The following is a 24,272-nucleotide window of genomic DNA, read 5'->3' on the forward strand; positions in this document are numbered from 1 at the left end:
CTTTCGGGAACGATCAGTTACCCGTGATTTACTAGCGCGAGTCGAGGTTATCCAACACCCGATTCACCGCCAGCTCCCCCAACATGATCGACTGCTGAATCCCCAACAATGTATTGCTCTGCGCTCCGTTCAGATTCCTCGCGAAATCACTCGCCATGGCATTGGCTGATGCCAGCGACACACAGGCGTATTCCAGTAGGGTGTGGTTGTCGATGTCGGGGGCTATGAGGAAGAGGGTACTAGGTTGGTGTGGAGCGTCCGGATCGGTATCCGGTGAATTTTGAGTCGTTTTGTCCATTTCCTGAATACCAAGTTATGCCGACCACTCCCAAGCTACTAAACAAGGGGGTGGTAGCTGTACGCAGGTTAGTAGACCGGGGAATCAGGAAGCCGGCGCGCCCAAAAGCGCCCTACGCACAGCCACCATAAAGTGCAGGAACTGAATACCTGACAGTCTGATGCGCCATACGCCCTGAAACCACGGGCTACTAAACCCGATCACTGACAATCAGTGACGCGATTCAAGTTACTGGCAGCCCCAAAGACGCACAAGCCGGCGAATTCTGACGTAGTTGTAGGCAACACCGCAAGGTGCTGTAGCCTCGCGGAAAGATGACATCTTTGCTCTTTAACATTGATTACCGGAGTCCATAGAAACCGACGTATACCGAACAATTACGCACACCGATCGATACCAATGCGCGCAACCGCGGCCTTCGCCGAAGACTGAAAGTCCGCTAACTCCTTCCCCTTCGAAATATCCTGAACTAAGAGGAAAACGGAACGAGATATTTCGGAAATCTCCCACAGTCAGCGCTGAATTTTCGTCGCACGCATACTCCCAACACACTTAAATTTGGCACGGAAGCTTGCTCGCGGTAAAAATATGTCTCGCYCTACCGTATTGCTCTTTCGGATCCGTTCCCTGCTCGCAAAGCCAAAGTCTATTTTTTTGTTCCCATGAGACTCGAAGCCACCTGCGACGCCCTAGACGTTCGGCTAACACATTTTTCGGGGGGGGGGGGGGTGAAGGAGCTAAACTTCCATGTGGCCAGCATGGCCACCTTAGCCAAGCTAGTTGAACCTAGGATTTAAGCAAACGAACAATGCCCCGTAGGTTACACAACTACGGGGCTTTCAATCGTTTGACTTGAGAGCGCAAAATGAAGAAATCTTGCGCTATATTAAGGTATCGATAGACACTAACTTATAGATGCACTGCTTCTCGATTCACTATCCCAATTCAGTTTTTTGAGTCGATTCCATGCACGTTTCAGATGTTCAGGTTTCATCTGAGATTTTTTTCGAGAACTCCAATCCTGCACCGCCCTGACCGCGACATCCGGATCATTATTGGCCGATGGCGTATGGCACATTACCCAATGAACAGTGCTTAGCAACTCCATACCATACGGATCTTCGAACCCTTCAATTAGCTTTGCAACTCGCTCCATTTTATTGTGGGTATCGACATCGTTTTTCAAAAACTCAACAGCCTCGGAAACCGCCTCTGGTTTTAGCTCAAGTGGTTTAGTTGGGGCGTCCTTACCATCGCCATAACCATAAATGAAGTGGCCATCAATCTTTATCAATACTTGACGCAAGTTTTTTGCATAAGGGCCAAACGGCTTCTGTTCGAACTGAAGTCGTAATGGTTTTCCGCTTTCTTGCAAAAAATACATAAGCTTATGCACTTCTAATAGACTGACGCAAGGATCCAAAAAACCCTTCAAGTACTGTTGCATCAGCACTACAAGAGCTGCTCGACCATCGGTCATTTTTGGACGCTCCGTTGCATTCAGCATTTCCTTAGCCGCAGGCGCACCGTTTGGCGGGTACAGTAAAACCTGAACTTCCGGCACAGTTGCAAACGCCTGCTCAATCGTTGGTTTCACTTCGCTCCAATCTAAACCGCCCAATCCACAGCCTAACGGCGGAATAGCTATAGATTTGATATGTAAGTCATTCACTGTCCGTACCAAATCTTCCAGCCCGAGCTGAATGCTTTCCAGCTTACTTTTTGACCGCCAATGACCCTTAGTTGGAAAATTAATAATCCACCGCGGCCCACCAACCAACCCACCTAAATCATAGACATGTACCTTTCCAAGTATGACTGTCTGATCCTTGCAAGCCTGCTGGTAGCTTTTATACATTTCAGGAAAAGCTTGCTTGAATTGCAACGCTATTCCTTTGCCCATCACGCCTTCGGTGTTGACTGTATTCACCAAAGCTTCCGCAGGCGCCTTGAGAAGATTGCCTTTGCTAAGTTTGATCATGTCAGTAGTACCAGTCATTTTTCACCTTTACTTCCGGCCGGTGGGCAGAGCGCTGCAAAATCGCACCTACCCGCTGCGCTACCTCTGCGTTATGACAACCGATGCCATGAAAGCGGTTCCATTGAAAGTGCTCCTCAACCAGAAACTCTGCCTGCTTCTCATGGGTCCTACCTTGCCAAAATCTGGCATTAATCGCTGACCAATCTAGGTCTACCATTGAGGTCAAGTCATCATAAAAAGAGGTATGGCATGCTCCTGCATTACCATCGCTGAAGGCCCAATCACGATCATCAGGCAACGCATTTCCAACAGTACTCACCAGATGGAGAATCTCTGTTTGGCAGCCCGCAGCCCTACCTGTATTACCAAGATTTATAGTGTAGAGCATAGGAGAGCGCGGACAAAAATAGAAAGGGACGAACTGCCCCACGTATTTTGAGTCGCAGCAATCCACCGTTAAGACTTCAAGTCTTCGCTGCTTGATGTGGGGATAGCCGATTATTTCATGCCCACCTCGGGCTGCCATGACAGCATCAGAAAGCAACCCAGACTCCATGATAGCTGAGAGGTTTGTGATGTCCGTGATGTGATAAATCAATTTTTCATGCGGATTGAATGTCATCAACAATCGCCTGTGCCTAGCATTTTAAAAGGCTTGACCTTCCCATCGTGAGCGCGAGACGAGGGGGCATAGTGTGCGGTGTCGTCGGTGCAGATACCTAATGATATGTGATACCTGTCAGACATGCGCTAGGGTATTTAATGGACACATTGTCATGCGAACAATACCGAGTGCAAAATGCCACCTCCGGCAGCTTCCTTCCTCTCTATAAGCGGAAATCGGACCCAGCAACAAAAAATCAGGCATGGCAGAGCACGACCATTTCGTCAGACGAACGGCCACGACAATGCATAGCGTACCTACCGCTCAACCCCACCATCTACACTCGCTCAAAAAAGCTGAATCCAAATCGCTTAATGGCGAGCGCCCATCAGGTGAGCACCAAGCTTTTCGTATTAACGATTATTTCCCCTCAACCTTCCGCGTCAACAACTCCACAAACGCCCTCGCCATCGCCGACTTCTGATCCTTGCGCTGCACCAGCCACACCGCCGACACTGCCGCCGGATCGAGCAGCGAGCGGTAGACCACACCGTCGATGCGCATCCGCTGATAAGACGCCGGCAGCACCGATACACCAAGACCTGCGGCCACAAGCCCAATGATGGTCATCGCCTCACCGGCCTCCTGGGCGAAGTGTGGACTGAAACCGGAGTCCCGGGCCAGGCTGAGCAACTGCGCATACAGACCACTGCCGTAGCTACGCGGAAAAAACACAAAGGGCTCAAGCGCCAGGGCTGACAGAAACAAGCCCTCCTCGCTACCCACTACCAACGGGTGCTTGGAGTTGAGCACTGCAACCAGCGGCTCGCGCATCAATTCGACCACGCTGAGGCAGTCCGGCAGCCCGAGCGGGCGCATGATCCCGACTTCAATCGATTCGTCCACCAGCGCATCGGCCACCTGGGTGCTGCTCATCTCCCGCAGGTTCAGATGCACCGCCGGGAAGCGCTGGCGGAAAGTGAAAATCGCCTGGGGAATCGTCGAGTTGAAGGGTGCCGACGAGGTGAAGCCGATTTTCAGCTCACCCAACTCGCCCAGTTGCGCCCGTCGCGCGACATCCGCCGCTTTGTCGACCTGTGCCAGCACCAGCCGCGCCTCTTGCAGAAACAGCCGACCGGCTTCGCTCAGCTCGACCCGACGATTGGTACGTTCGAACAGCCGTGCGCCGACTTCCTGTTCCAGCGCCTGAATTTGCTGGCTCAGCGGCGGCTGGGAGATGCCCAGTACCTGTGCGGCGCGGCCAAAGTGCAGTTCTTCGGCGACGGCGATGAAGTAGCGCAGATGTCGCAATTCCATGGAAACCCCATTAGGTCRTAAAAGCTATCAAATAGGTCGAACAATATATTGGATTGAATCATTAGCCAGCTATATGATTTTTTCATTGCCTGACCGGCTGCGTCCTCCGAGGTCCAACGTGAAAACTGCTGTCGCCCCACTCGCCCATGAAGTTCCTCCCGCAGCGCCGGACGCTATCGCCGCTGAGCTGGCGGAAATCCACATCGAAAAAGGCACCCCGGCGTTCATGCGCACGGTGTTGGCGTTGTTCTGCGGCGGCTTCGCGACTTTCGCCCTGCTCTACTGCGTGCAGCCGATGATGCCGCTGCTGTCCCACGAGTATTCCATCAACGCGGCGCAGAGCAGCCTGATCCTGTCTATCGCCACCGGCATGCTTGCCATCGGCCTGCTGATCACTGGCCCGATTTCCGACCGTATCGGGCGTAAACCGGTGATGGTGGCAGCACTGTTCGCCGCTGCGCTGTGCACCATGGCCAGTGCGATGATGCCGAGCTGGCACGGTGTGCTGCTGATGCGTGCGCTGATTGGATTGTCGTTGAGCGGTCTGGCTGCGGTTGCGATGACTTACTTGAGCGAAGAGATCCACCCACAGCACATCGGCCTCGCCATGGGTTTGTACATCGGCGGCAACGCGATTGGCGGGATGAGCGGACGCTTGATCACCGGGGTTTTGATCGACTTCGTCAGCTGGCACACGGCGATGCTGGTGATCGGTGGCCTGGCGCTGATTGCCGCGGCGGTGTTCTGGAAAATCCTCCCGGAATCTCGCAACTTCCGTGCCCGCTCGCTGCACCCGCGCAGCCTGCTCGACGGTTTCACCATGCACTTTCGCGACGCCGGCCTGCCGCTGCTGTTTCTTGAAGCCTTTGTGTTGATGGGCGCGTTCGTCACGCTGTTCAACTACATCGGCTATCGCCTGCTGGCCGCGCCGTACCACATGGAACAGGCCTTCGTCGGGTTGCTGTCGGTGGTGTACCTGTCGGGCATCTACAGCTCAGCGAAAATCGGCTCGCTGGCCGACAGACTCGGTCGCCGCAAAGTGCTCTGGAGCACCATCGCGCTGATGATCGCTGGCCTCGCTTTGACGATGTTCACGCCGCTGCCGCTGGTGATCATCGGCATGCTGGTGTTTACCTTCGGCTTCTTTGGCGCCCACTCGGTGGCCAGCAGCTGGATCGGCCGCCGCGCCACCAGGGCCAAGGGGCAGGCATCGTCGCTGTACTTGTTCAGCTATTACGCCGGTGGGAGCATCGCCGGAACGGCAGGCGGCGTGTTCTGGCATATGGGCGGGTGGAACGGGATCGGGTTGTTCATCGGTTCGCTGCTGGTGATTGCGCTGCTGATCGCGTTGAAGCTGGCGAAGTTGCCGTTGTTGCCGCAGAACACCTCGCCTATCTGAGCACCAGCCGCGCCTCCAGGGCATCGTCACGCTTCTCCAGCGTCAGGGATTGCAGCGCGACTCCACCGCGCTCGATCCCATCGAGCCACTGCATCAAGGGCTGCGCATTGCCATTGAGGGTCACGCGCAGCAGATCGCTGTCGCTCTCCATCTGACGGATTTCCAGCCCCGCCGCCGTGGCGCTTTCGCTGATGCGCAGTGACAGCGGTTGATCGGTGTCGACGGGGACATGGCTGCGCGGTAACGCCCGCTGCAGTTGCGCGGCCAGCCCCGCCTGCTGTTGGTATTGTCGCTCGACTGTTTCCAGCCTCTGCCGGGTCGGTTGCCAGATCAGGCTGAAAGCCACAACCGCCAGCAAAAAAGCCCCCAACACCTGCAACAGCCGTTGTTCGCGCACAGAAATGCGCCGCCATGCCTGCTTCATGCCTCGTCCTCCACGGTGAGGGTGGCAAGCACCCGGTCAGCGGCTTTGTTCGCGCTATCGAGACGGACGGGCATGCCTTGTTGTCGTCCGCGTTCACGCAATTGCTCCAGCTCGGTAAAGCCGCTGGCGGTCAGCTGGATTTTCCAGCCTTCGCCTGCTCGAAACTCGATGCGTTGGACCTCGACCGGACTGGCGCCGATCACCTGGTCAATCAACTGGACCAGCCCTGCAATGCGGGTGTTTTGCGAATCCACAGGCTGGCTTTGCAGGGCCTTGAGTTGCGCTGCCATATCGACGATGCGGCCTTGCTCAGGGTAAAGCGCCTTGAATCGCAGTTCATTCTGGGTGGTGAGACGGAGAGCTTCGCTGTCGAGGAAGCGGATCCGCGTTTCACTGGCACCCCAGGTCAACAGCGCCAGCATCAACAGCGCCCACCCGCCGGCACGCCAGGGCAGACGCTTGCCGCGCGGGGTGAACACGCCTTGCAGCAGGTTGATGGCCCGGGTTGGACGGTGGGTCAGGCATTGGTCGATGACAGCGGGGGCCTCACGCTCGTCCAGCCATTGCATGTCCTTGGGTAATAACCGGGCGAGCAGCGCCAGGTGGTCTTGCGACAATGCCAGGCGCGCAGGCAAGCCTGCACCCAACAACCAACGACCGAACCACCATGCACCGCATGGCTGATCGCCGGACAACACATCGGCATCGACGAACACCCCGCGCACCTCAATACCCGCCTCACGCAGCAAGTCGAGCACGGCGGCCAACCTTTCCCGGCCAATGACCATGACCGGGAAGCAGCCGTCACGATCACGAGCGCCGACGCTCAGATGCACAACTTCCAGCACTTCACCCAGTTGATCTTCGACGGCGTAGGCGATGGCCTGCGCCTCGGGTCTGCGCCGTGCCGGCCATGGCTCGCTGCGTAGCCAACTGCACATTTCCATGGGCAGTAGCACATCGACCGCCTGCCCCTGCAATGCCGAGGCCGCCTGATTCAGAGGCATCGGCAGGCGTTGACCGGTTGGCGACCACAGGACGCAGGGCCACAGGCCCGATGGCGCGTCCTGCCCCTCGGCGGTCAGGTAAAGCCAAGTGCTCATCGCTGCCTCTCGTGGCTATTCATGGGAAGAAAACGTCGTTGCAGCACCGTCAGTTTTCGAGTCTTGGAGTCGTGCCCGACATCCGTAGCCAGGTGCAGTTCGCGCCCGTCGCGGCTCACCTGCACGCTGATCCGATACCAGCGGCTATGGGTGCCAAGTCCGTGACTGCTCAAGCCCTGCCCGGAGAGCAATGGGTCCTGGGTAAACGCCTGGACACTCGCCCAAGGCGTTTTTGCGGCCTGAATCGCCAGCGCATCGGCGGTCGCGGCATCCACCTCGCCGAGCGTTCTCAACTGCAGCGCCGGTGCGGTGTTGATGTTCAAGGCTGTGTCGGTGGGCAGCAGCGCCACCCAGGGCTCCAGCCGCTGCAGCAAGCGAGCGTCAATGCCGGGCAGCAAGCGCAGCTGGCTGAGTTCCCGCAGCGGCCCGACCTGGCTCAGTTGCACAGGAGGCAGTTCGAGCAGCTCGAGCAGGCGCGCCCAACGGTTGAGGGTGACCTGATCCACCTGCCCCTGGCGTAACAACGCATTGAGATTGAAGCGCCCGGCGAGGTCATCGATATCGATGCGGATCTGCGCATCTTCAACCTCGAAACCTGGCGCCATGGCCATCCAGCCTTGAATCCGCTCGACGGGTTTTTTCGTGTCCTGTAACGCGTCGCGCAACAGCAACAACGCCCAGGTTTCCCCGCCCGATGCAAGTTGCCGTAGCTGTATCTGCTGCAACTGTTGCCCACTGCTTTGCAGCGACAGGTGATGGCTGCGCAACAAGCCACCGGTGATCAGCAGTGCCAGGCTCATGACCAGCAATACACTGATCAACGCAATGCCGCGTTGGTGCCCGTTCATGGCAATGCACCCGGCATTGGCAACACCCGACGGATCGATTCGAAGCGCCCGACAGAGACTTGCAACTCCAGCGCCAAGGGCGCCTTTGCATCCTCCCCGGCCGGCCAAAGGGCGACCCAGCCGGACGGGTTGTCGAACAGACGCCAGCTCAACTCGCGCACACCTTCCAGCAGTTTTTGCCGCTGCACGAACTCCGTACCTTCGCCCTGGCTTTCGCGCCACAGCACGCCGCCATCGAGTCGATAGGTCAGCGCCTGACGCTCACTGCGCGGTTGGTCCAGAGGATTGCGCCAGTGACTGCGCTGGAACTGCAAAAGCGCCGGTGCGAGCACCATCGGCTGTACGGTGATGTGCAGCAGATCCCGCTCGATCACCGCCACGGCCCGTTGCAGGCTCCTCAGTTCTCGCTCGTGAGCCGTCGCGCCCTGTTGCACTCGCAGCACGCTATCGAACAAGCCCCAGCTGGCCAGCCCCAGCACGGCGAAGATGGCCATGGCGATGACCAGCTCCAGCAAGGTGAACCCACGCTGCTTATTCATGAACCGCGAGTATCCAGCCGCTGGCACGATGCAAGGCGTGTGCACTGTTCGCCGGGCTGACCTGAATGTCGACCTGGAGCAAACGCGGATCGCGGGTGGCGCTGATGTGCTGTTGCAGCACCCAGTCGCGCTGATCCATCGACACGATCTGTTGTAGTTGGCCGGCCGCCAGGCCGGATTGCAGGCGCAATTCGTTCAACCGGTTATCCGCCAGCCACGCCGCGAACAGTCGCGCCTCAACGGCGCCGCGCTGCTTCACCGCGTATTGACTGGCCGACAGAACGGCTGCCGCCAATGTCGCGAAGACCGCCAACGCCACCATGATTTCCAGCAGCGTGAAACCGCCCATGGCGGATCGGGATCGCGGGCTAACCATCGATCGTTACCTCGCCGAGGCCATCGCCAGACAGGCTCAGCCAGGCCCTGTTGCCGGACTCGAATGTCAGGGTGAAGGCACTGGTTTCATCGTTGCTGAGTATCAGCAACTGCGGCGGTCCTTCGTCAGCGTCCAGCGCTACCGCATAGCCATCCTGCTGAAAACGTACGCGCACGTTCAGGGGCCAGCGAGAAAGCGCCGCCACCGGCTCCCACCCGCGCACTTCCAGGCGCATCGCCCGGTAGCCATCGGTACTGAGCCTTAGGCCGTACTCTTGACCTTCGAACACGGCGCGCTGACGCAACTGATGGATCACCTGCATCATCACCTCGGCTTCCTGCTTCACCTCACGCGCGGGACTGCCCCCACCGGCAAGGCTCACCATGCCCAGTAAGACGCCGACCACGACAATCACGACCATCAATTCCAGCAAGGTAAACCCTCGGCAGCGGTAGCCCACGGATCAATGGCCCCAATTGCCGATTTCGGCTGCAAACCCTTCGCCGCCCGCAACGCCATCAGCGCCCAGGGAAAAAAGGTCGTAAGTGCCATCTGCCGATCGCACACCCGGATTGAGGTACTGATAAGGCGTGCTCCACGGGTCGACCGGCATGCTCTTGAGGTAACCCTGAGGGTTCCAGCCCCGTGCCGCGGGCAGTCCGGAGGGACGCTTGACCAACGCTTCCAGGCCTTGCTGGGTCGAAGGGTAATGGGCGTTGTCGAGGCGATACATTTCCAGGGCGGTGGCGATGGCCTGGATATCGATTCTGGCGGCGGTGACCTTGGCTTGATCGGGGCGACTCATGAACTGCGGCACCACAATGGCCCCCAGCACGCCGATGATGACCACCACCACCATGATTTCGATCAGGGTAAAACCGCGTTGCGCGCGGGAAAGGTTTCTGCGGACAGTTTGCATGGGTCAATTCACCAATTGGTTGAGGCTGAGAATCGGCAGCAGGATGGCCATGACGATCAGCAGCACGACGCCGCCCATCAGCACCAGCATGGCCGGCTCGAAGAGGCTCACCACCAGCGCAATGCGCGCGGCGAGGCTGCTTTCCTGTTGTTCGGCGGCTCGGGCCAGCATGCGGTCGAGTTCGCCGGCACGTTCGCCGCTGGCGATCATGTGCAGCATCATCGGCGGGATGTCGCCGCTCAGTTCCAGGCCACGGGTCAGCGTTCCGCCTTCGCGGACGGAGCGGGCGACATCGACCATCCGCGCGCGGATGGTCAGGTTGCCGATGACCGCGGCGGCAATCTCCAGTGCGTCCACCAACGGCACGGCACTTTTGCCGAGGATTGCCAGGGTGCTGGCAAACCGCGCGGCTTCCATGGCACGCAGCACTTCACCGATGACTGGCGCACTCAGCACCCAGCGATGCCAGCGCAGGCGCCACTGCGGCTGCTGCCAGCTCCAGCGCCACAGGCCGAACAGCGTCGCCAGCACGCTCATCAACAACAGGAAATGGTTGCGCAGGCCGTTGCTCACGCCGATCAGCGCCCGGGTCAGCCAGGGCAACGGCTGGCCGCTGTCGACGAAAATCTTCACCACATCCGGCACCACATAACCGAGCAGAAAACCGACGATTGCCAGGCTGGCCAACATCAGGATCAACGGGTACACCAGGGCCATCTGGATCTTTTGCCGCGAGGCCTGGCGGGCCTGGGTGTAGGCCGCCAGTTGCTCCAGCACATGGCCCAGATGCCCCGAGCGTTCTCCAGCGGCCACGGTGGCGCGGAACAACTCGGGGAAGGCCCGGGGAAATTGCCCCAGCGCCGAGGCCAGGGCGTGGCCTTCCATCACCCGGCTCCTGACCGCCGAGAGCAAGCTCGCCACCTTGCGCTTTGAGCTCTGCTTCGCCACCGCATCGAGCGCTTCCTCAAGGGGCAGTCCGGCCTGGACCAGCGTTGACAGTTGCAACGTCAACAGCGCCAGATCAGCTGCGCTCAGGCTTCCTCTGCGAGGCTGCCTGCCAGTGCCACTGCCGACCCGGACTTCGGTCAACACACGTGGCCACAAGCCGCGCTCACGCAACAACTGTCGCGCATGGCGGGGTCCATCGGCCTCCAGTCGCCCCTTGCAGGAGCGTCCCAGGGAATCGTGGGCGCGGTAGTCGAAGGTCGGCACCGGTCAGTCCTCCTGCGTCACACGCAGCAACTCATCGAGGCTGGTCAATCCTTCCTGCACCCGCTGACGCCCGTCCTGGAACAGGCTGCGCGAGACCTTGCGCGTTTCGTCGATGAGGATTTGCTCACTGGCGCCCTGATGGATCAGCGCCGAGACAGCGGGGGTCACGTTGACCAGTTCGTAAATGCCGATGCGCCCCTTATAGCCATGCTGGCACTGTTCACATCCCGAGGCTTTGAACAGGGTGTGCGGCGTGGCCGTGTCGAGCCCCAGCCGTTGGCAGGCCGCCGCGTCGGCGATGTACGAAACCTTGCAATGGGGGCACAAGGTGCGCAGCAGGCGCTGGGCCAGAATGCCCACCAGTGAGGACGCCAGCAGATAGGCATCGACGCCCATGTCTACCAGCCGCGTGACCGCGCCGGCCGCGCTGTTGGTGTGCAGGGTCGAGAGCACCAGATGCCCGGTCAAGGAAGCCTGGACAGCGATCTCGGCGGTTTCACGGTCACGGATTTCGCCAACCATCACCACGTCCGGGTCCTGGCGCAAAATCGCCCGCAGGCCCCGGGCGAAGGTCATGTCGACCTTCGGATTGACCGGCATCTGGCCGACACCCGGCAGGTGATATTCGATCGGGTCTTCGACCGTGAGAATATTGCGGGTCTGGTCATTCAGACTGCTCAGCGCGGCGTACAGGCTGGTGGTCTTGCCGGAACCGGTCGGCCCGGTCACCAACAGGATGCCGTGGGGTCTGCCGAGCAACTGGCGCAGGGCCGCGAGGGTATCGTCCGGCATGCCCAGCCGATGCAGGTCCAGGCGCCCGGCCTGCTTGTCGAGCAGGCGCAGCACCACCCGTTCGCCATGGGCCGAAGGCAGCGTCGAGACCCGCACATCGACTTCATGCCCGGCCAGGCGCAAGGCCATTCGCCCATCCTGGGGCACGCGTTTTTCCGCGATGTCCAGGCGCGCCATGACCTTGATCCGCGACACCAGCAGCGTCGCCAGTTCGCGCTTGGGCCTGAGCATTTCACGCAGTTGGCCATCCACCCGCATGCGCACCGACAGGTACTGCTCGAAGGTTTCCAGGTGCACGTCCGAGGCGTGCTCACGCACCGCTTCACCGAGCAGCGCGTTGATCAGGCGAATAATCGGCGCATCGCCCTGTTGTTCCAGCAGATCGGCGGTTTGCGGGACCTGATCGACCAGGCTGAGCAAGTCCAGTTCTTCGTCCAGCCCTTGGGCTACCTGCTCCACCGCGCTTTGCCCCTCGCGATAGGCTGCCGCCAGGCGTGAGGCGTAATCTTCGACATCGACGATGACAAACGGCAGCGTCGGCCCGCACACCCGGCGCGCTTCAGCCAAGGCGGTGAGCGGCGCGTCGTTGCGCAGGACAAGGCGCAGGTCGTCGCCGTCATGCTCCAGCAACACACCAAAACGCCGGGCGAAGCTGAAGGGCAATTGCTCGCAAAGTTCGCTCATGAATTACTGCGCCTTGCCGCGCAAATCGAACACTGGCGCATCGGCGGCCGGTTCGAACAACCCGCGCGCTTCGGATGGCAGCAACAACGAGTTGTTTTCCCCCGCCCCTGGTTTGCTCAAGTCACGCAGCGCGTTGTATCGCTGCTGGCTGACCTGAGACAGGTCCTCCTTGCTGCGCACAATGGTCGGGCGCAAGAACACCATCAGGTTGCTTTTGGTCTGGGTGTCGCGGCTCCAGCGGAACAACGCGCCGAGGTAGGGAATGTCACGCAGCAGCGGCACGCCGCTTTTCTGGGTACGCACGCTGTCCCTGATCAGGCCGCCGATCACGATGATTTCGCCATCGTCGGCGAGGATGGTGCTTTTGAGCGCTCGCTTGTTGGTGATCAGGTCCGAGGAATCAATGCCCGACACCGAGGGTGCGATGTCCGACACTTCCTGCTCGACCTCCAGGCGCAACGTCGAGCCTTCGTTGATGTAAGGCTTGATTTTCAGGCTGATGCCGACGTCCTTGCGCTCGACGGTGGTGAACGGATTCTCCGCACCGTTGCTGTTGGTGGCGTAGGAACCGGTCTTGAACGGCACGTTCTGGCCGACGATGATTTCGGCTTCCTGATTGTCCAGGGTCAACAGGCTCGGTGTGGACAGGAGGTTGCTATGGGTGTTGCTGGCCAGGGCCGAAATCAGCGCGCCGAAGCGGTCACTGCCCAATTGCAGGATCGCCCCTTCCGGCGCCGATCTTTTCTCGTCGAACCTCAGCCCACCGACGATCGGAATGTCGGTGCCTGGAAAGTTGATGAAGCCCTTGGCATCGCCCGTGTTGAGGTTCCACTGCACACCGACGGCCTCGGCGATATCGCCGGAGATTTCGACGATGGCGGCATGGATCAACACCTGGGCCCGTGGCTGGTCCAGCTGACGCACGATGTTTTCGATGGTCCGCACCTGCGCCGGTTCAGCAATCAGCACCAGCGCGTTCTGGCTTTCGTCGGCCTTGATCATGAAGGCTGCACCGCCAGACGTGTCCTTGGCGCTGCCGATGGTGGACGCCTGTTTTCTGCCCTGCCCCATCGACTCCAGAATCTCGGCCAATTGCTTGGCATCGCTGTGACGCAGGCGAATCACCCGGGCATTGTCGAGCGTCGTGGTGGCCGGCGTATCGAGACCTCGGGCCAATTCGATCAAGCGCTGGCGAACGACCGGCGGGCCAATGAAAATGAGGCGATTGGTCCTGGTGTCAGCCAGTACCTGAATCGCTGACTCGGCATTGCGCTTGCCCATGGACGCCTCGATCACCGGTGCGACGTCGCCCGCCTGGGCGTGGTTGAGCTGAACCACCGCGTGCAGATTGTTTTGACCAGAGTCCAGTTCGCGGATCACCCTGGCGATACGTTTCACATTGGCGGCTGTATCAGTCAACACCAAGGCGTTGGCCGACACCGAAGGGCCGACATAACCATTGGCAGACACCAGCGGCCGCACCAGCCCGGCAATATCGGAGGCACTGCTGGTGTTCAAGCCAATGACTTCGGTCACGAACTGCGACGCCGTGGTGGTTTTAACCGTGCCCTGGCCGGCTCGGGTCCTGGCCTCGGCAACCGGGGTGATGAGGATCCGGTCGCCCTCATCGATCACCGTGAAGTTGTGGGCATCGAGCACCGAATAGAACAACCGGYGCACCCCTTCACGATCGAGGGCCTGCCGGGACATGACCGTGACTCGACCGGAGACTTTGGGGTCCAGCACCACGGTGGTCCCGAGAATGTTGGAGATCTCTTCGACGATATCGCGCAGCTCTGCGTTGTTCATCGCCAGCTGCCATTTTTCTTCGGCGCGAAGCGTGCCCGAAAAGGCTGCAGCCGCCAAAACGGCAAGCAGAAGCATGGAGCGCAACCAATACGCGCCGACGAAGCTGTTCATGAAATTCATCACTCTGGTTGCCCGCTGAGCGGGCGTAAAAAACGCGTGGCCGTTGTAACCGGTTGAGAATCGACGGATGATTCGAGTCCCTTCAGAAAACGTGCGCCAGAGGGTGCGAGCGTCAGCAGCTCTTCTCGCCCCTTGTTCCACAGTGCAACCTGGTGGGTCTCGATACGACGCAAGACGCTGCCGCCAGGCAAGCGCTCACCCACCTGATAGAGACGAGAGCCTTGTGCATTGGCCAGCAGTGCCTTGGATAATCCGTTGCTGACAAAGCTCGCCTGCAAAGTCAGCGGTTCGGCGCTGGGCTGCGGCGTGGCCTCTGTCGTCAGGCCGAACACGATGGCAATCGATGCTGTTTCGAGCGGCTCACGTTCGAGCGGCTCACGTACAGGCACCGTCACCAGGGTTGCAATGTCGGACGACTGCGAAACCAGATGCTCGCGAAATTCCCTTTCCTGCCACACCAGAAACACCGCGTAACCCACTGGCAACGCGAGCCAACAAACGCTGTTCAGGCATGCCCGAAAGCGTTGTCCGGAGAACTTCGAAACCTTCATTTTCAGCTCGATACTCAACAGAGGCGCCTGGCTTCAGGCGACCTTTTCGAGGCCGCCTGAAGCCAGTTGCGAGGGCTTACAACTTGTCCCACGCCATGTGCCAGTGAGCACCGACACCCGGTTCAAAACCGTTGGCAGTCGGGCTGTACTGCTTGCAGTAACCCGACTCGGGGAATGGCTTGCACTCAAAGACTTCGTTGGTCTTCGGTTGCAGCACCTTGGTACCGGCGGTGTAGCCGCTGAGGCCTTCAGGGAAGACGAAGTCGTATTCGATGCCTGCGCCTTCACCGGTCAGTTGGGAGGTCTGGGTGTCCTGACGGGTGGTGCGGCCATCCAGGGTGGTGCCGACCAGGGTCAGGGTGTGCGCGCCCGGGTTGCTGCGCACATCCATGGACAGCGAGGCGGAGCCACTGGTCACTTGTGCCGAGGTGGTGCCTACCGGTTTGTTGTTCTGGTCGAGCAAGGTGGCTTCGACGTTCATCGGGCGGTTCGCTAGCATGCTGAAGTCGACCTTGGCCCGGCCTTTATCCAGAACGTATTCGGCTTGTTGCGAGGACACCGACATGCGCGCAGCGGTGTCTTCCTTCATGTCCAGCTGCACTTCGTAGCGGACTACCCCGCTTTCTTTTTGTGCGTAGAGGCTGTTGGTGCCTTTGACCGGTTCGACATTGCCGCTCTCGTCGCGGATGCCGGCGCGAACGAGGGTGTGGGTCGCGTTGATTTTTTCCGCCAGCTTGAACGACCAGTTTTGCGGCGTCCCGTCTTCAGCGTTATCGATGCTGATTTCAACGCTGTAGTCCGGGCTCTCGCCATTGGCGGTAAACGCGCGGGCCTTGACCTTGTCGCCCACCAGCAACGCAGTCGAAGGTGCAATGTTGCCTACGGAGGACCAGCCGCCCGGCAGCTCCGGTTCGGCCAGGATGTTCACGTCTGCCGCGTTGTAGAACGCTGCATCGGTATCACCGACGGTCCAGATGGCCAGGATGACGTGGTGACCGGATTTGTCCGCGGGAATAGTGCAGTTGTGTTTGTCGCYGTTGGACGGCAACTTGTTACCGCCGTCGACGGTGCAGAACGAAGTACTTTCGAAAGTGGCTCGTTTCAGAGTTTCGTTCGGATTCCAGCCATTGCGGGTAATGAAATACTCGTGCTTGGTAGCCGGGTGGGCCGCGGTGTAACGCCATTGGAAATCGATATTGCGATCCTTGATTTCCGTCAGGTGCCAGCGGGCGGCGGACTGTGCGTCCATGGCGGAGAACAGCGCGAGACCGCCGCTGGCGATCTTGCCATCGACCGGCCCCTGCAACGGTGCACCGCCGACGCCTGCCGGAAAGCCCTTGAAGGTTTCACCGACACTCTGCGGCTCGTACTGCGCGCCACCGCAATTGGTGTTCAAGCCTGTCTGACACGCCAATGCACGCGAAGGCGGCACTTCCAGATAGCCATGGGCGGAAACGGTTTGAGAGGCCAGCATTGCCGATAACAGGATCATCGATGAAGTGCAGGCCGTTAAAGCACTTCTTTTATCAAATGTAATTTTCATGATGTATTCCAGACTGCTTATCGAAAACAACGCACCTTGCAGGCGGCGATGTTCCCTTCGTTATTGTTCAGCGCTGCGCTGAACAGGGGTCTGGAACCTTACGGGGATAACGAAGAGTTCTATGTAGGAGTAATCATCGAGCCAGGCGGGAATAGTCTGTGTATTCGATTTTCCGACAAAGAAAGAAAACATTCTTACAGCAAGTGATGCTTTATCGATTGAGCTTTTAAACGGCACAAAAAAACCTGTCCGGCACGAGGCGGGACAGGTTTTGTCGAAACTGGCAATCGCTATTCGTGGTACTGCGCTGACAGCTCATGTACCGCACGCAGGAACGCACCAGCATGTTCCGGATCGACTTCCGGCGTGATGCCATGGCCGAGGTTGAACACGTGGCCGCTGCCCTTGCCGTAGCTGGCCAGGATGCGCCCGACTTCAGCGCGAATCGCTTCCGGCTTGGCGTAGAGCACGGTCGGGTCCATATTGCCTTGCAGTGCGACCTTGTCGCCAACACGGGCGCGGGCATTGCCGATGTCGCAGGTCCAATCCAGACCCAACGCATCGGCGTCAGCCTCGGCAATGCTCTCCAGCCACAGGCCGCCATTCTTGGTGAACAGGATCACCGGCACCTTGCGACCTTCGTGCTCGCGGATCAGGCCGCTGACGATTTTGCGCATGTAGGCCAGGGAGAATTCCTGGTACGCCGCCGCCGACAGGTTGCCGCCCCAGGTGTCGAAGATCTGCACGGCCTGTGCACCGGCCATGATCTGGCCGTTGAGGTAGCTGGTGACCGACTGCGCGAGTTTATCGAGCAGCAGGTGCATGGCTTGCGGGTTGTCGTAGAGCATGGCCTTGGTCTTGCGGAAGTCTTTCGACGAGCCGCCTTCGACCATGTAGGTCGCCAGGGTCCACGGGCTGCCGGAGAAACCGATCAACGGCACACGGCCGTTCAGTTCGCGGCGGATGGTGCTGACCGCGTCCATCACGTAGCCCAGGTCTTTCTGTGGGTCAGGAATCGGCAGGGCTTCGATGTCGGCCAGGGTGCTGACGACTTTCCTGAAGCGCGGACCTTCACCGGTTTCGAAGTACAGGCCCTGGCCCATGGCATCGGGGATGGTCAGGATGTCGGAAAAGAGGATCGCCGCATCCAGCTGTGGATAACGGTCGAGCGGCTGCATCGTGACTTCGCAAGCGAACGCCGGGTTCATGCACAGGCTCATGAAGTCGCCGGCCTTGGCACGGCTGGCGCGGTATTCAGGCAGGTAGCGACCGGCCTGACGCATCATCCACACTGGGGTGACGTCTACGGGTTGCTTGAGCAGGGCGCGCAGGAAACGGTCGTTCTTCAGGGCAGTCATGTCGGCATCCGGAAAAAAAGTGCGGTCATTTTCTCAGAGCCGGGCGCAAAAGGCACGGCAAGAGCGGAGGCTTTTGTCTATCGGGTCAATTTGTCGCAATGAAATACAGAGTTTAGCAACACCGCGAAACAACTGTGGGAGCGAGCTTGCTCGCGATGGCGGCGTCACATTCGACATTTCTGTCGACTGATCCACCGCYATCGCGAGCAAGCTCGCTCCCACAGGGGTATTGCATTTGGCTCTGGATCGGGGGTTACACGCCCAGGTAATCCAGGATCCCTTCCGCGGCATTACGGCCTTCGAAAATCGCCGTCACCACCAGGTCGGAACCGCGCACCATGTCGCCACCGGCGAAGATTTTCGGGTTGCTGGTCTGGTGTTTGTACTGACCTTGTTCCGGCGCCACTACGCGGCCCTGGCTGTCGGTCTGGATGCTGAACTGCTCGAACCATGGCGCCGGGCTCGGGCGGAAACCGAAGGCGATGACCACGGCGTCGGCCGGGATGATCTCTTCGGAACCCGGGATCGGTTCGGGGCTGCGACGGCCACGGGCGTCCGGTTCGCCGAGACGGGTCTCGACCACCTTCACGCCTTCGACCTTGTCTTCACCGACAATGGCGATCGGCTGGCGGTTGTAGAGGAATTTCACGCCTTCTTCCTTAGCGTTCTTCACCTCTTTGCGCGAGCCTGGCATGTTCGCTTCGTCACGACGATAAGCGCAGGTCACTGACTTGGCGCCTTGGCGGATCGAGGTCCGGTTGCAGTCCATCGCCGTGTCGCCACCGCCGAGTACCACGACCTTCTTGCCTTTCATGTCGACGAAATCTTCCGGCGACTTTTCAAAGCCCAGGTTACGGTTGACGTTGGCGATCAGGAAGTCCAGCGCGTCATACACGCCCGGCAGGTCTTCACCGGCAAAACCGCCCTTCATGTAGGTGTAGGTGCCCATGCCCATGAATACCGCATCGTATTCTTCGAGCAGTTGCTCCATGGTCACGTCCTTGCCCACCTCGGTGTTGAGGCGGAATTCGATGCCCATGCCGCTGAAGACTTCGCGACGATTGCTCAGCACGGTCTTTTCCAGCTTGAACTCGGGGATGCCGAAGGTCAGCAGGCCACCGATTTCCGGGTTCTTGTCGAACACCACCGGGGTCACGCCGCCACGCACCAGCACGTCGGCACAGCCCAGGCCAGCAGGCCCGGCACCGATGATCGCGACACGCTTGCCGGTCGGCTTGACCTTGGACATGTCCGGGCGCCAGCCCATCGCGAACGCGGTGTCGGTGATGTACTTCTCCACCGAACCGATGGTCACCGCGCCGAAGCCGTCGTTAAGGGTGCAGGCACCCTCGCACAGACGGTCCTGCGGGCACACCCGGCCGCAGACTTCCGGCAGGGTGTTGGTCTGGTGCGACAGTTCGGCGGCCTGGAGGATGTTGCCCTCGGCCACCAGTTTCAGCCAGTTGGGAATGAAGTTGTGCACCGGGCACTTCCATTCGCAATACGGGTTACCGCAACCCAGGCAGCGGTGGGCCTGGTCGGCCGACTGCTGGGGTTTGAAGGGTTCGTAGATTTCCACGAACTCTTTCTTGCGTTGACGCAACAGTTTCTTCTTCGGATCCTTGCGCCCGACCTCGATGAACTGGAAGTCATTATTCAGACGTTCAGCCATTTTAAAACCTCATCAAACTCTTCAGGCGCATATCACTGCGGGTTGGCACGGGTGCTGGAAAGCAACGATTTCAGGTTGGCAGCCTTGGGCTTGACCAGCCAGAAACGGCGCAAGTAGTCATCGAGGTTTTCGGCGAGTTCACGACCCCACTCGCTGTCGGTTTCCGCGACGTACTCGTTCAGCACGTTCTGCAGGTGGCTGCGATAGGCTTCCATCGCCTCGCCGCTGATCCGCTGGATTTCCACCAGTTCGTGGTTGACCCGGTCAACAAAGGAGTTGTCCTGGTCGAGCACGTAGGCGAAACCGCCGGTCATGCCAGAGCCGAAGTTGTAACCGGTCTTGCCCAATACGCAGACAAAACCACCGGTCATGTACTCGCAGCAGTGATCGCCAGTGCCTTCCACGACGGTGTGGGCACCGGAGTTACGCACGGCGAAACGCTCGCCCGCGGTGCCGGCGGCGAACAGCTTGCCGCCGGTGGCGCCGTACAGGCAGGTGTTGCCGATGATGGCACTGTCCTGTGTCCGGTAGACGCTGCCCTTCGGAGGAACGATCACCAGCTTGCCGCCGGTCATGCCCTTGCCGACGTAGTCGTTGGCGTCACCTTCCAGGTACATGTTCAGGCCGCCGGCGTTCCACACGCCGAAACTCTGCCCGGCCGTGCCTTTGAAACGGAACGTGATCGGTGCGTTGGCCATGCCCTGGTTGCCGTGCTTGCGCGCGATTTCGCCGGAGATCCGTGCACCGATGGAACGGTCGCAGTTGCAGATTTCCAGGGCGAACTCGGCGCCGCTCAGGTCATTGATCGCCGAGGTGGCCATAGTGACCATTTTCTCGGCCAGCAGGCCCTTGTCGAACGGCGGGTTGCGCTCCACGCCACAGAACTGCGGCTTGTCCGCCGGCACGTGGTCGCTGCCCAGCAACGGGGTCAGGTCCAGGTGATGTTGCTTGGCGGTCTGGCCTTCGAGGACTTCCAGCAGATCGGTACGGCCGATCAGCTCTTCGAGGGAGCGCACGCCCAGCTTGGCCAGCCACTCACGGGTCTCGGTGGCGACGTAGGTGAAGAAATTCACCACCATGTCGACGGTACCGATGTAGTGATCCTTGCGCAGCTTCTCGTTCTGCGTCGCGACGCCGGTGGCGCAGTTGTTCAGGTGGCAGATGCGCAGGTATTTGCAGCCCAGAGCAATCATTGGCGCGGTGCCGAAGCCGAAGCTTTCAGCGCCGAGGATCGCCGCCTTGATTACGTCGAGGCCGGTTTTCAGGCCGCCGTCGGTCTGTACCCGGACCTTGCCGCGCAGGTCGTTGCCGCGCAGGGTCTGGTGGGTTTCGGCCAGGCCCAGCTCCCACGGAGCGCCCGCGTATTTGATCGAGGTCAGCGGCGATGCACCGGTGCCGCCGTCGTAGCCGGAGATGGTGATCAAGTCCGCGTAGGCCTTGGCCACACCGGCAGCGATGGTGCCGACGCCCGCTTCCGCTACCAGCTTCACCGAGACCAGCGCCTGCGGGTTGACCTGTTTCAGGTCGAAAATCAGCTGCGACAAGTCTTCGATCGAGTAGATGTCGTGGTGCGGCGGTGGCGAAATCAGGGTCACGCCCGGTACTGCATAACGCAGCTTGGCGATCAGACCGTTGACCTTGCCGCCCGGCAGCTGACCACCTTCGCCAGGCTTGGCGCCTTGGGCGACCTTGATCTGTAGCACTTCAGCGTTGACCAGGTATTCCGGGGTTACACCGAAACGGCCGGTCGCCACTTGCTTGATTTTCGAGCTCTTGATGGTGCCGTAGCGCGCCGGGTCTTCGCCGCCTTCGCCGGAGTTGGAACGCGCACCGAGGCGGTTCATGGCTTCGGCCAGGGCTTCGTGAGCTTCCGGCGACAGGGCGCCCAACGAGATACCGGCGGAGTCGAAGCGCTTGAGCACCGATTCCAGCGGTTCGATTTCGCTGATATCCAGCGGTGTGTCGAGGGTTTTGACTTTCAGCAGGTCGCGGATCATCGACACCGGGCGGTTATCCACCAGCGACGTGTATTCCTTGAATTTGCTGTAGTCGCCCTGCTGCACGGCGGCCTGCAGGGTGTTGACCACGTCCGGGTTGTACGCGTGATATTCGCCACCGTGGACGAACTTCAGCAAACCACCTTGCTGGATCGGCTTGCGCGGACTCCAGGCTTCGGTAGCGAGGGCTTTCTGCTCGGCTTCGATGTCGACGAAACGCGCACCCTTGATACGGCTTGGCACGCCACGGAAGCTCAGGTTGCAGACTTCCTCGGACAGGCCGATGGCCTCGAACAACTGCGCACCACGGTACGAAGTAATGGTCGAGATGCCCATCTTCGACAGGATCTTGAGCAAGCCCTTGGTGATGCCTTTACGGTAGTTCTTGAACACCTCGTAGAGGTCGCCCAGGACTTCACCGGTACGGATCAGGTCACCCAGCACTTCATAGGCCAGGAACGGGTAAACGGCAGAGGCGCCGAAACCGATCAACACGGCGAAGTGATGCGGATCGCGAGCGGTCGCGGTTTCCACCAGGATGTTGGAGTCGCAACGCAGGCCTTTTTCGGTCAGGCGGTGGTGCACCGCGCCAGTAGCCAGGGACGCGTGGATCGGCAGCTTGCCCGGAGCAATGTGACGGTCACTCAGCACGACCTGGGTACGACCGGCGCGCACGGCTTCTTCAGCCTGATCGGCAACGTTGCGGATCGCCGCTTCGAGGCCGACGCTTTCGTCGTAGTTGAGGTCGATGATCGCGCGCTCGAAGCCCGGACGATCGAGGTTCATCAGCGAGCGCCACTTGGCCGGGGAAATGACCGGCGAGCTGAGGATCACGCGCGAAGCGTGTTCCGGCGACTCCTGGAAAATGTTGCGCTCGGCACCGAGGCAGATTTCCAGCGACATGACGATGGCTTCACGCAGTGGGTCGATCGGCGGGTTGGTCACCTGGGCGAACTGCTGGCGGAAATAGTCGTACGGCGTGCGCACACGCTGGGACAGCACGGCCATCGGCGTATCGTCGCCCATCGAGCCCACGGCTTCGTAGCCCTGTTCGCCCAGTGGACGCAGCACCTGGTCGCGCTCTTCGAATGTGACCTGGTACATCTTCATGTATTGCTTGAGCTGATCGACGTCGTAGAACGCCGAACCGTGGTCGTTGTCTTCCATGGTCGCCTGAATGCGCAGGGCATTCTTGCGCAGCCATTGCTTGTACGGATGACGGGACTTCAGGCGGTTGTCGATCGCATCGGTGTCGAGGATCTGACCGGTTTCGGTGTCCACGGCAAAGATCTGGCCCGGGCCCACACGGCCCTTGGCGATCACGTCTTCAGGCTGGTAGTTCCAGACACCGATTTCCGAGGCCAGGGTGATGAAACCGTTCTTGGTGGTGACCCAACGCGCCGGACGCAGACCGTTACGGTCGAGCAGGCACACCGCGTAGCGACCGTCGGTCATTACCACGCCGGCCGGGCCGTCCCACGGTTCCATGTGCATCGAGTTGTATTCGTAGAACGCACGCAGGTCCGGGTCCATGGTCTCGACGTTCTGCCACGCAGGCGGAATGATCATCCGCACGCCACGGAACAGGTCGATGCCACCGGTGACCATCAGCTCGAGCATGTTGTCCATGCTCGAGGAGTCGGAACCGACGCGGTTGACCAGCGGGCCGAGTTCTTCCAGGTCCATCAGATCGTTGGTGAACTTGGTGCGACGGGCCACGGCCCAGTTGCGGTTGCCGGTGATGGTGTTGATCTCGCCGTTGTGCGCCAGGAAGCGGAACGGTTGGGCCAGCGGCCATTTCGGCAGGGTGTTGGTGGAGAAGCGCTGGTGGAACACGCAAATCGAAGTTTGCAGGCGCTCATCGCTCAGGTCTGGATAGAAGGCGGTCAAGTCCGCCGGCATCATCAGGCCTTTGTAAATGATGGTCTTGTGCGAAAAGCTGCAGACGTAGTGGTCGGTGTCAGCGGCGTTGGCCACGGACGAGCGACGACGGGAGGTGAACAGCTTGACGGCCATGTCCTGATCGCTCAGGCCTTCACCGCCGATGAACACTTGCTCGATCTGCGGCAGGCGCTCAAGGGCCAGGCGGCCGAGAACGCTGGTGTCGATCGGCACTTTGCGCCAGCCGACCAGTTGCAGGCCAGCGGCCAGGATCTCGCGGTTCATGTTCTCGCGAGCGGCTTCGGCTTTGACCGGGTCCTGGTTGAAGAAGACCATGCCCACGGCGTATTGCTTGGGCATTTCGACGCCGAAGGTTTCCTGGGCGATGGCTCGCAGGAACACGTCCGGCTTTTGAATCAGCAGACCGCAACCGTCACCGGTCTTGCCGTCGGCATTAATCCCACCGCGGTGGGTCATGCAGGTCAGGGCCTCGATGGCCGTTTGCAAAAGGGTATGACTGGGCTCGCCCTGCATATGGGCTATCAGGCCGAAACCGCAGTTATCCTTGAATTCATCTGGTTGGTACAGACCTGCTTTCATAGACACTTTCTCACCAGGCTGCCTCTGATCGAGGCAAATTTCTTTTCAATTCAACCACTTGCCATCCACGCCGAACGCACGCCAGCTTTGCGGGGGCAAAAGGGAGGTCATTGTACACACCGACACTTGGCCTCACAAATTTGACGACGAAATGTCGCAAATCTATGTCGCATTTGTGAAAGGTTTAAAGCGATCTGCTGTGCTAGTCAAAACTTTTTTTAATTTTGACCGCAACGACTCAAAGA

20 protein-coding genes are annotated in these 24,272 nt (G+C 59.8%); 1 reads left to right on the forward strand and 19 read right to left on the reverse strand.

What is annotated here, in order from left to right:
- Window positions 1-31: 31 nt before the first annotated feature.
- The 4 genes from AC1DVH_RS00140 to AC1DVH_RS00155 all read right to left on the reverse strand — a co-directional run bounded on the left by AC1DVH_RS00140 (window position 32) and on the right by AC1DVH_RS00155 (window position 4,200).
- Entirely contained in the window at window positions 32-298 is a 267-nt protein-coding gene (locus AC1DVH_RS00140; RefSeq protein WP_477752151.1) for a DUF6124 family protein, read from the reverse strand.
- Between the two features lie 904 nt (window positions 299-1,202).
- Complete coding sequence (gene darG, locus AC1DVH_RS00145; RefSeq protein ID WP_477752152.1) at window positions 1,203-2,279, reverse strand: type II toxin-antitoxin system antitoxin DNA ADP-ribosyl glycohydrolase DarG; 1,077 nt, start codon at window positions 2,277-2,279, stop codon at window positions 1,203-1,205.
- A gap of 1 nt (window position 2,280) precedes the next feature.
- Window positions 2,281-2,901 (reverse strand): type II toxin-antitoxin system toxin DNA ADP-ribosyl transferase DarT, encoded by a 621-nt coding sequence (gene darT / locus AC1DVH_RS00150; RefSeq protein ID WP_477752153.1) that lies wholly within the window; start codon window positions 2,899-2,901, stop codon window positions 2,281-2,283.
- Between the two features lie 402 nt (window positions 2,902-3,303).
- A complete protein-coding gene (locus tag AC1DVH_RS00155; protein ID WP_477752154.1) occupies window positions 3,304-4,200 on the reverse strand; it encodes a LysR family transcriptional regulator in 897 nt (298 codons plus the stop codon).
- 73 nt (window positions 4,201-4,273) lie between these two features.
- Between AC1DVH_RS00155 and AC1DVH_RS00160 the strand changes: the two genes are divergently transcribed.
- Window positions 4,274-5,599: an MFS transporter gene (locus AC1DVH_RS00160; protein ID WP_477752155.1), complete on the forward strand. Its 1,326-nt coding sequence runs from the start codon at window positions 4,274-4,276 to the stop codon at window positions 5,597-5,599.
- Here AC1DVH_RS00160 and gspM read toward each other — a convergent pair.
- The 15 genes from gspM to gltB all read right to left on the reverse strand — a co-directional run bounded on the left by gspM (window position 5,592) and on the right by gltB (window position 24,027).
- On the reverse strand, window positions 5,592-6,023 hold the full coding sequence (gspM, locus tag AC1DVH_RS00165) for a type II secretion system protein GspM (RefSeq protein WP_477752156.1): 432 nt from the start codon (window positions 6,021-6,023) through the stop codon (window positions 5,592-5,594). The genes AC1DVH_RS00160 and gspM overlap by 8 nt on opposite strands.
- A complete protein-coding gene (gspL, locus tag AC1DVH_RS00170; RefSeq protein ID WP_477752157.1) occupies window positions 6,020-7,126 on the reverse strand; it encodes a type II secretion system protein GspL in 1,107 nt (368 codons plus the stop codon). The genes gspM and gspL overlap by 4 nt, the downstream gene beginning before the upstream one ends.
- Window positions 7,123-7,974, reverse strand: coding sequence for a type II secretion system protein GspK (locus tag AC1DVH_RS00175; protein WP_477752158.1), 852 nt, complete (start codon window positions 7,972-7,974; stop codon window positions 7,123-7,125). The genes gspL and AC1DVH_RS00175 overlap by 4 nt, the downstream gene beginning before the upstream one ends.
- Entirely contained in the window at window positions 7,971-8,513 is a 543-nt protein-coding gene (locus tag AC1DVH_RS00180) for a type II secretion system protein GspJ (protein WP_477752159.1), read from the reverse strand. The genes AC1DVH_RS00175 and AC1DVH_RS00180 overlap by 4 nt, the downstream gene beginning before the upstream one ends.
- Window positions 8,506-8,889, reverse strand: a complete 384-nt coding sequence (gene gspI / locus AC1DVH_RS00185) for a type II secretion system minor pseudopilin GspI (RefSeq protein ID WP_477752160.1) — start codon at window positions 8,887-8,889, stop codon at window positions 8,506-8,508. Before gspI ends, AC1DVH_RS00180 begins: the two co-directional genes overlap by 8 nt.
- Window positions 8,882-9,349 (reverse strand): type II secretion system minor pseudopilin GspH, encoded by a 468-nt coding sequence (gene gspH / locus AC1DVH_RS00190; protein ID WP_477752161.1) that lies wholly within the window; start codon window positions 9,347-9,349, stop codon window positions 8,882-8,884. Before gspH ends, gspI begins: the two co-directional genes overlap by 8 nt.
- Before the next feature lie 3 nt (window positions 9,350-9,352).
- Window positions 9,353-9,808 (reverse strand): type II secretion system major pseudopilin GspG, encoded by a 456-nt coding sequence (gene gspG / locus AC1DVH_RS00195; protein WP_477752162.1) that lies wholly within the window; start codon window positions 9,806-9,808, stop codon window positions 9,353-9,355.
- A 3-nt stretch (window positions 9,809-9,811) separates the two neighbouring features.
- Entirely contained in the window at window positions 9,812-11,020 is a 1,209-nt protein-coding gene (gspF, locus tag AC1DVH_RS00200; protein WP_477752163.1) for a type II secretion system inner membrane protein GspF, read from the reverse strand.
- Window positions 11,021-11,023: 3 nt separating this feature from the next.
- Window positions 11,024-12,496: a type II secretion system ATPase GspE gene (gene gspE / locus AC1DVH_RS00205; RefSeq protein ID WP_477752164.1), complete on the reverse strand. Its 1,473-nt coding sequence runs from the start codon at window positions 12,494-12,496 to the stop codon at window positions 11,024-11,026.
- 3 nt (window positions 12,497-12,499) lie between these two features.
- Window positions 12,500-14,416, reverse strand: coding sequence for a type II secretion system secretin GspD (gene gspD, locus AC1DVH_RS00210; protein WP_477752165.1), 1,917 nt, complete (start codon window positions 14,414-14,416; stop codon window positions 12,500-12,502).
- Window positions 14,417-14,424: 8 nt separating this feature from the next.
- Window positions 14,425-14,994, reverse strand: coding sequence for a type II secretion system protein N (locus AC1DVH_RS00215; RefSeq protein WP_477752166.1), 570 nt, complete (start codon window positions 14,992-14,994; stop codon window positions 14,425-14,427).
- 58 nt (window positions 14,995-15,052) lie between these two features.
- A complete protein-coding gene (gbpA, locus tag AC1DVH_RS00220; protein WP_477752167.1) occupies window positions 15,053-16,519 on the reverse strand; it encodes an N-acetylglucosamine-binding protein GbpA in 1,467 nt (488 codons plus the stop codon).
- 290 nt (window positions 16,520-16,809) lie between these two features.
- On the reverse strand, window positions 16,810-17,877 hold the full coding sequence (gene hemE, locus AC1DVH_RS00225) for a uroporphyrinogen decarboxylase (RefSeq protein WP_477752168.1): 1,068 nt from the start codon (window positions 17,875-17,877) through the stop codon (window positions 16,810-16,812).
- Between the two features lie 253 nt (window positions 17,878-18,130).
- Window positions 18,131-19,549 (reverse strand): FAD-dependent oxidoreductase, encoded by a 1,419-nt coding sequence (locus tag AC1DVH_RS00230; RefSeq protein ID WP_477752169.1) that lies wholly within the window; start codon window positions 19,547-19,549, stop codon window positions 18,131-18,133.
- A 32-nt stretch (window positions 19,550-19,581) separates the two neighbouring features.
- Window positions 19,582-24,027, reverse strand: a complete 4,446-nt coding sequence (gene gltB / locus AC1DVH_RS00235) for a glutamate synthase large subunit (RefSeq protein WP_477752170.1) — start codon at window positions 24,025-24,027, stop codon at window positions 19,582-19,584.
- Window positions 24,028-24,272: the final 245 nt, after the last annotated feature.

This window comes from Pseudomonas sp. P4_C3 (assembly GCF_056402075.1).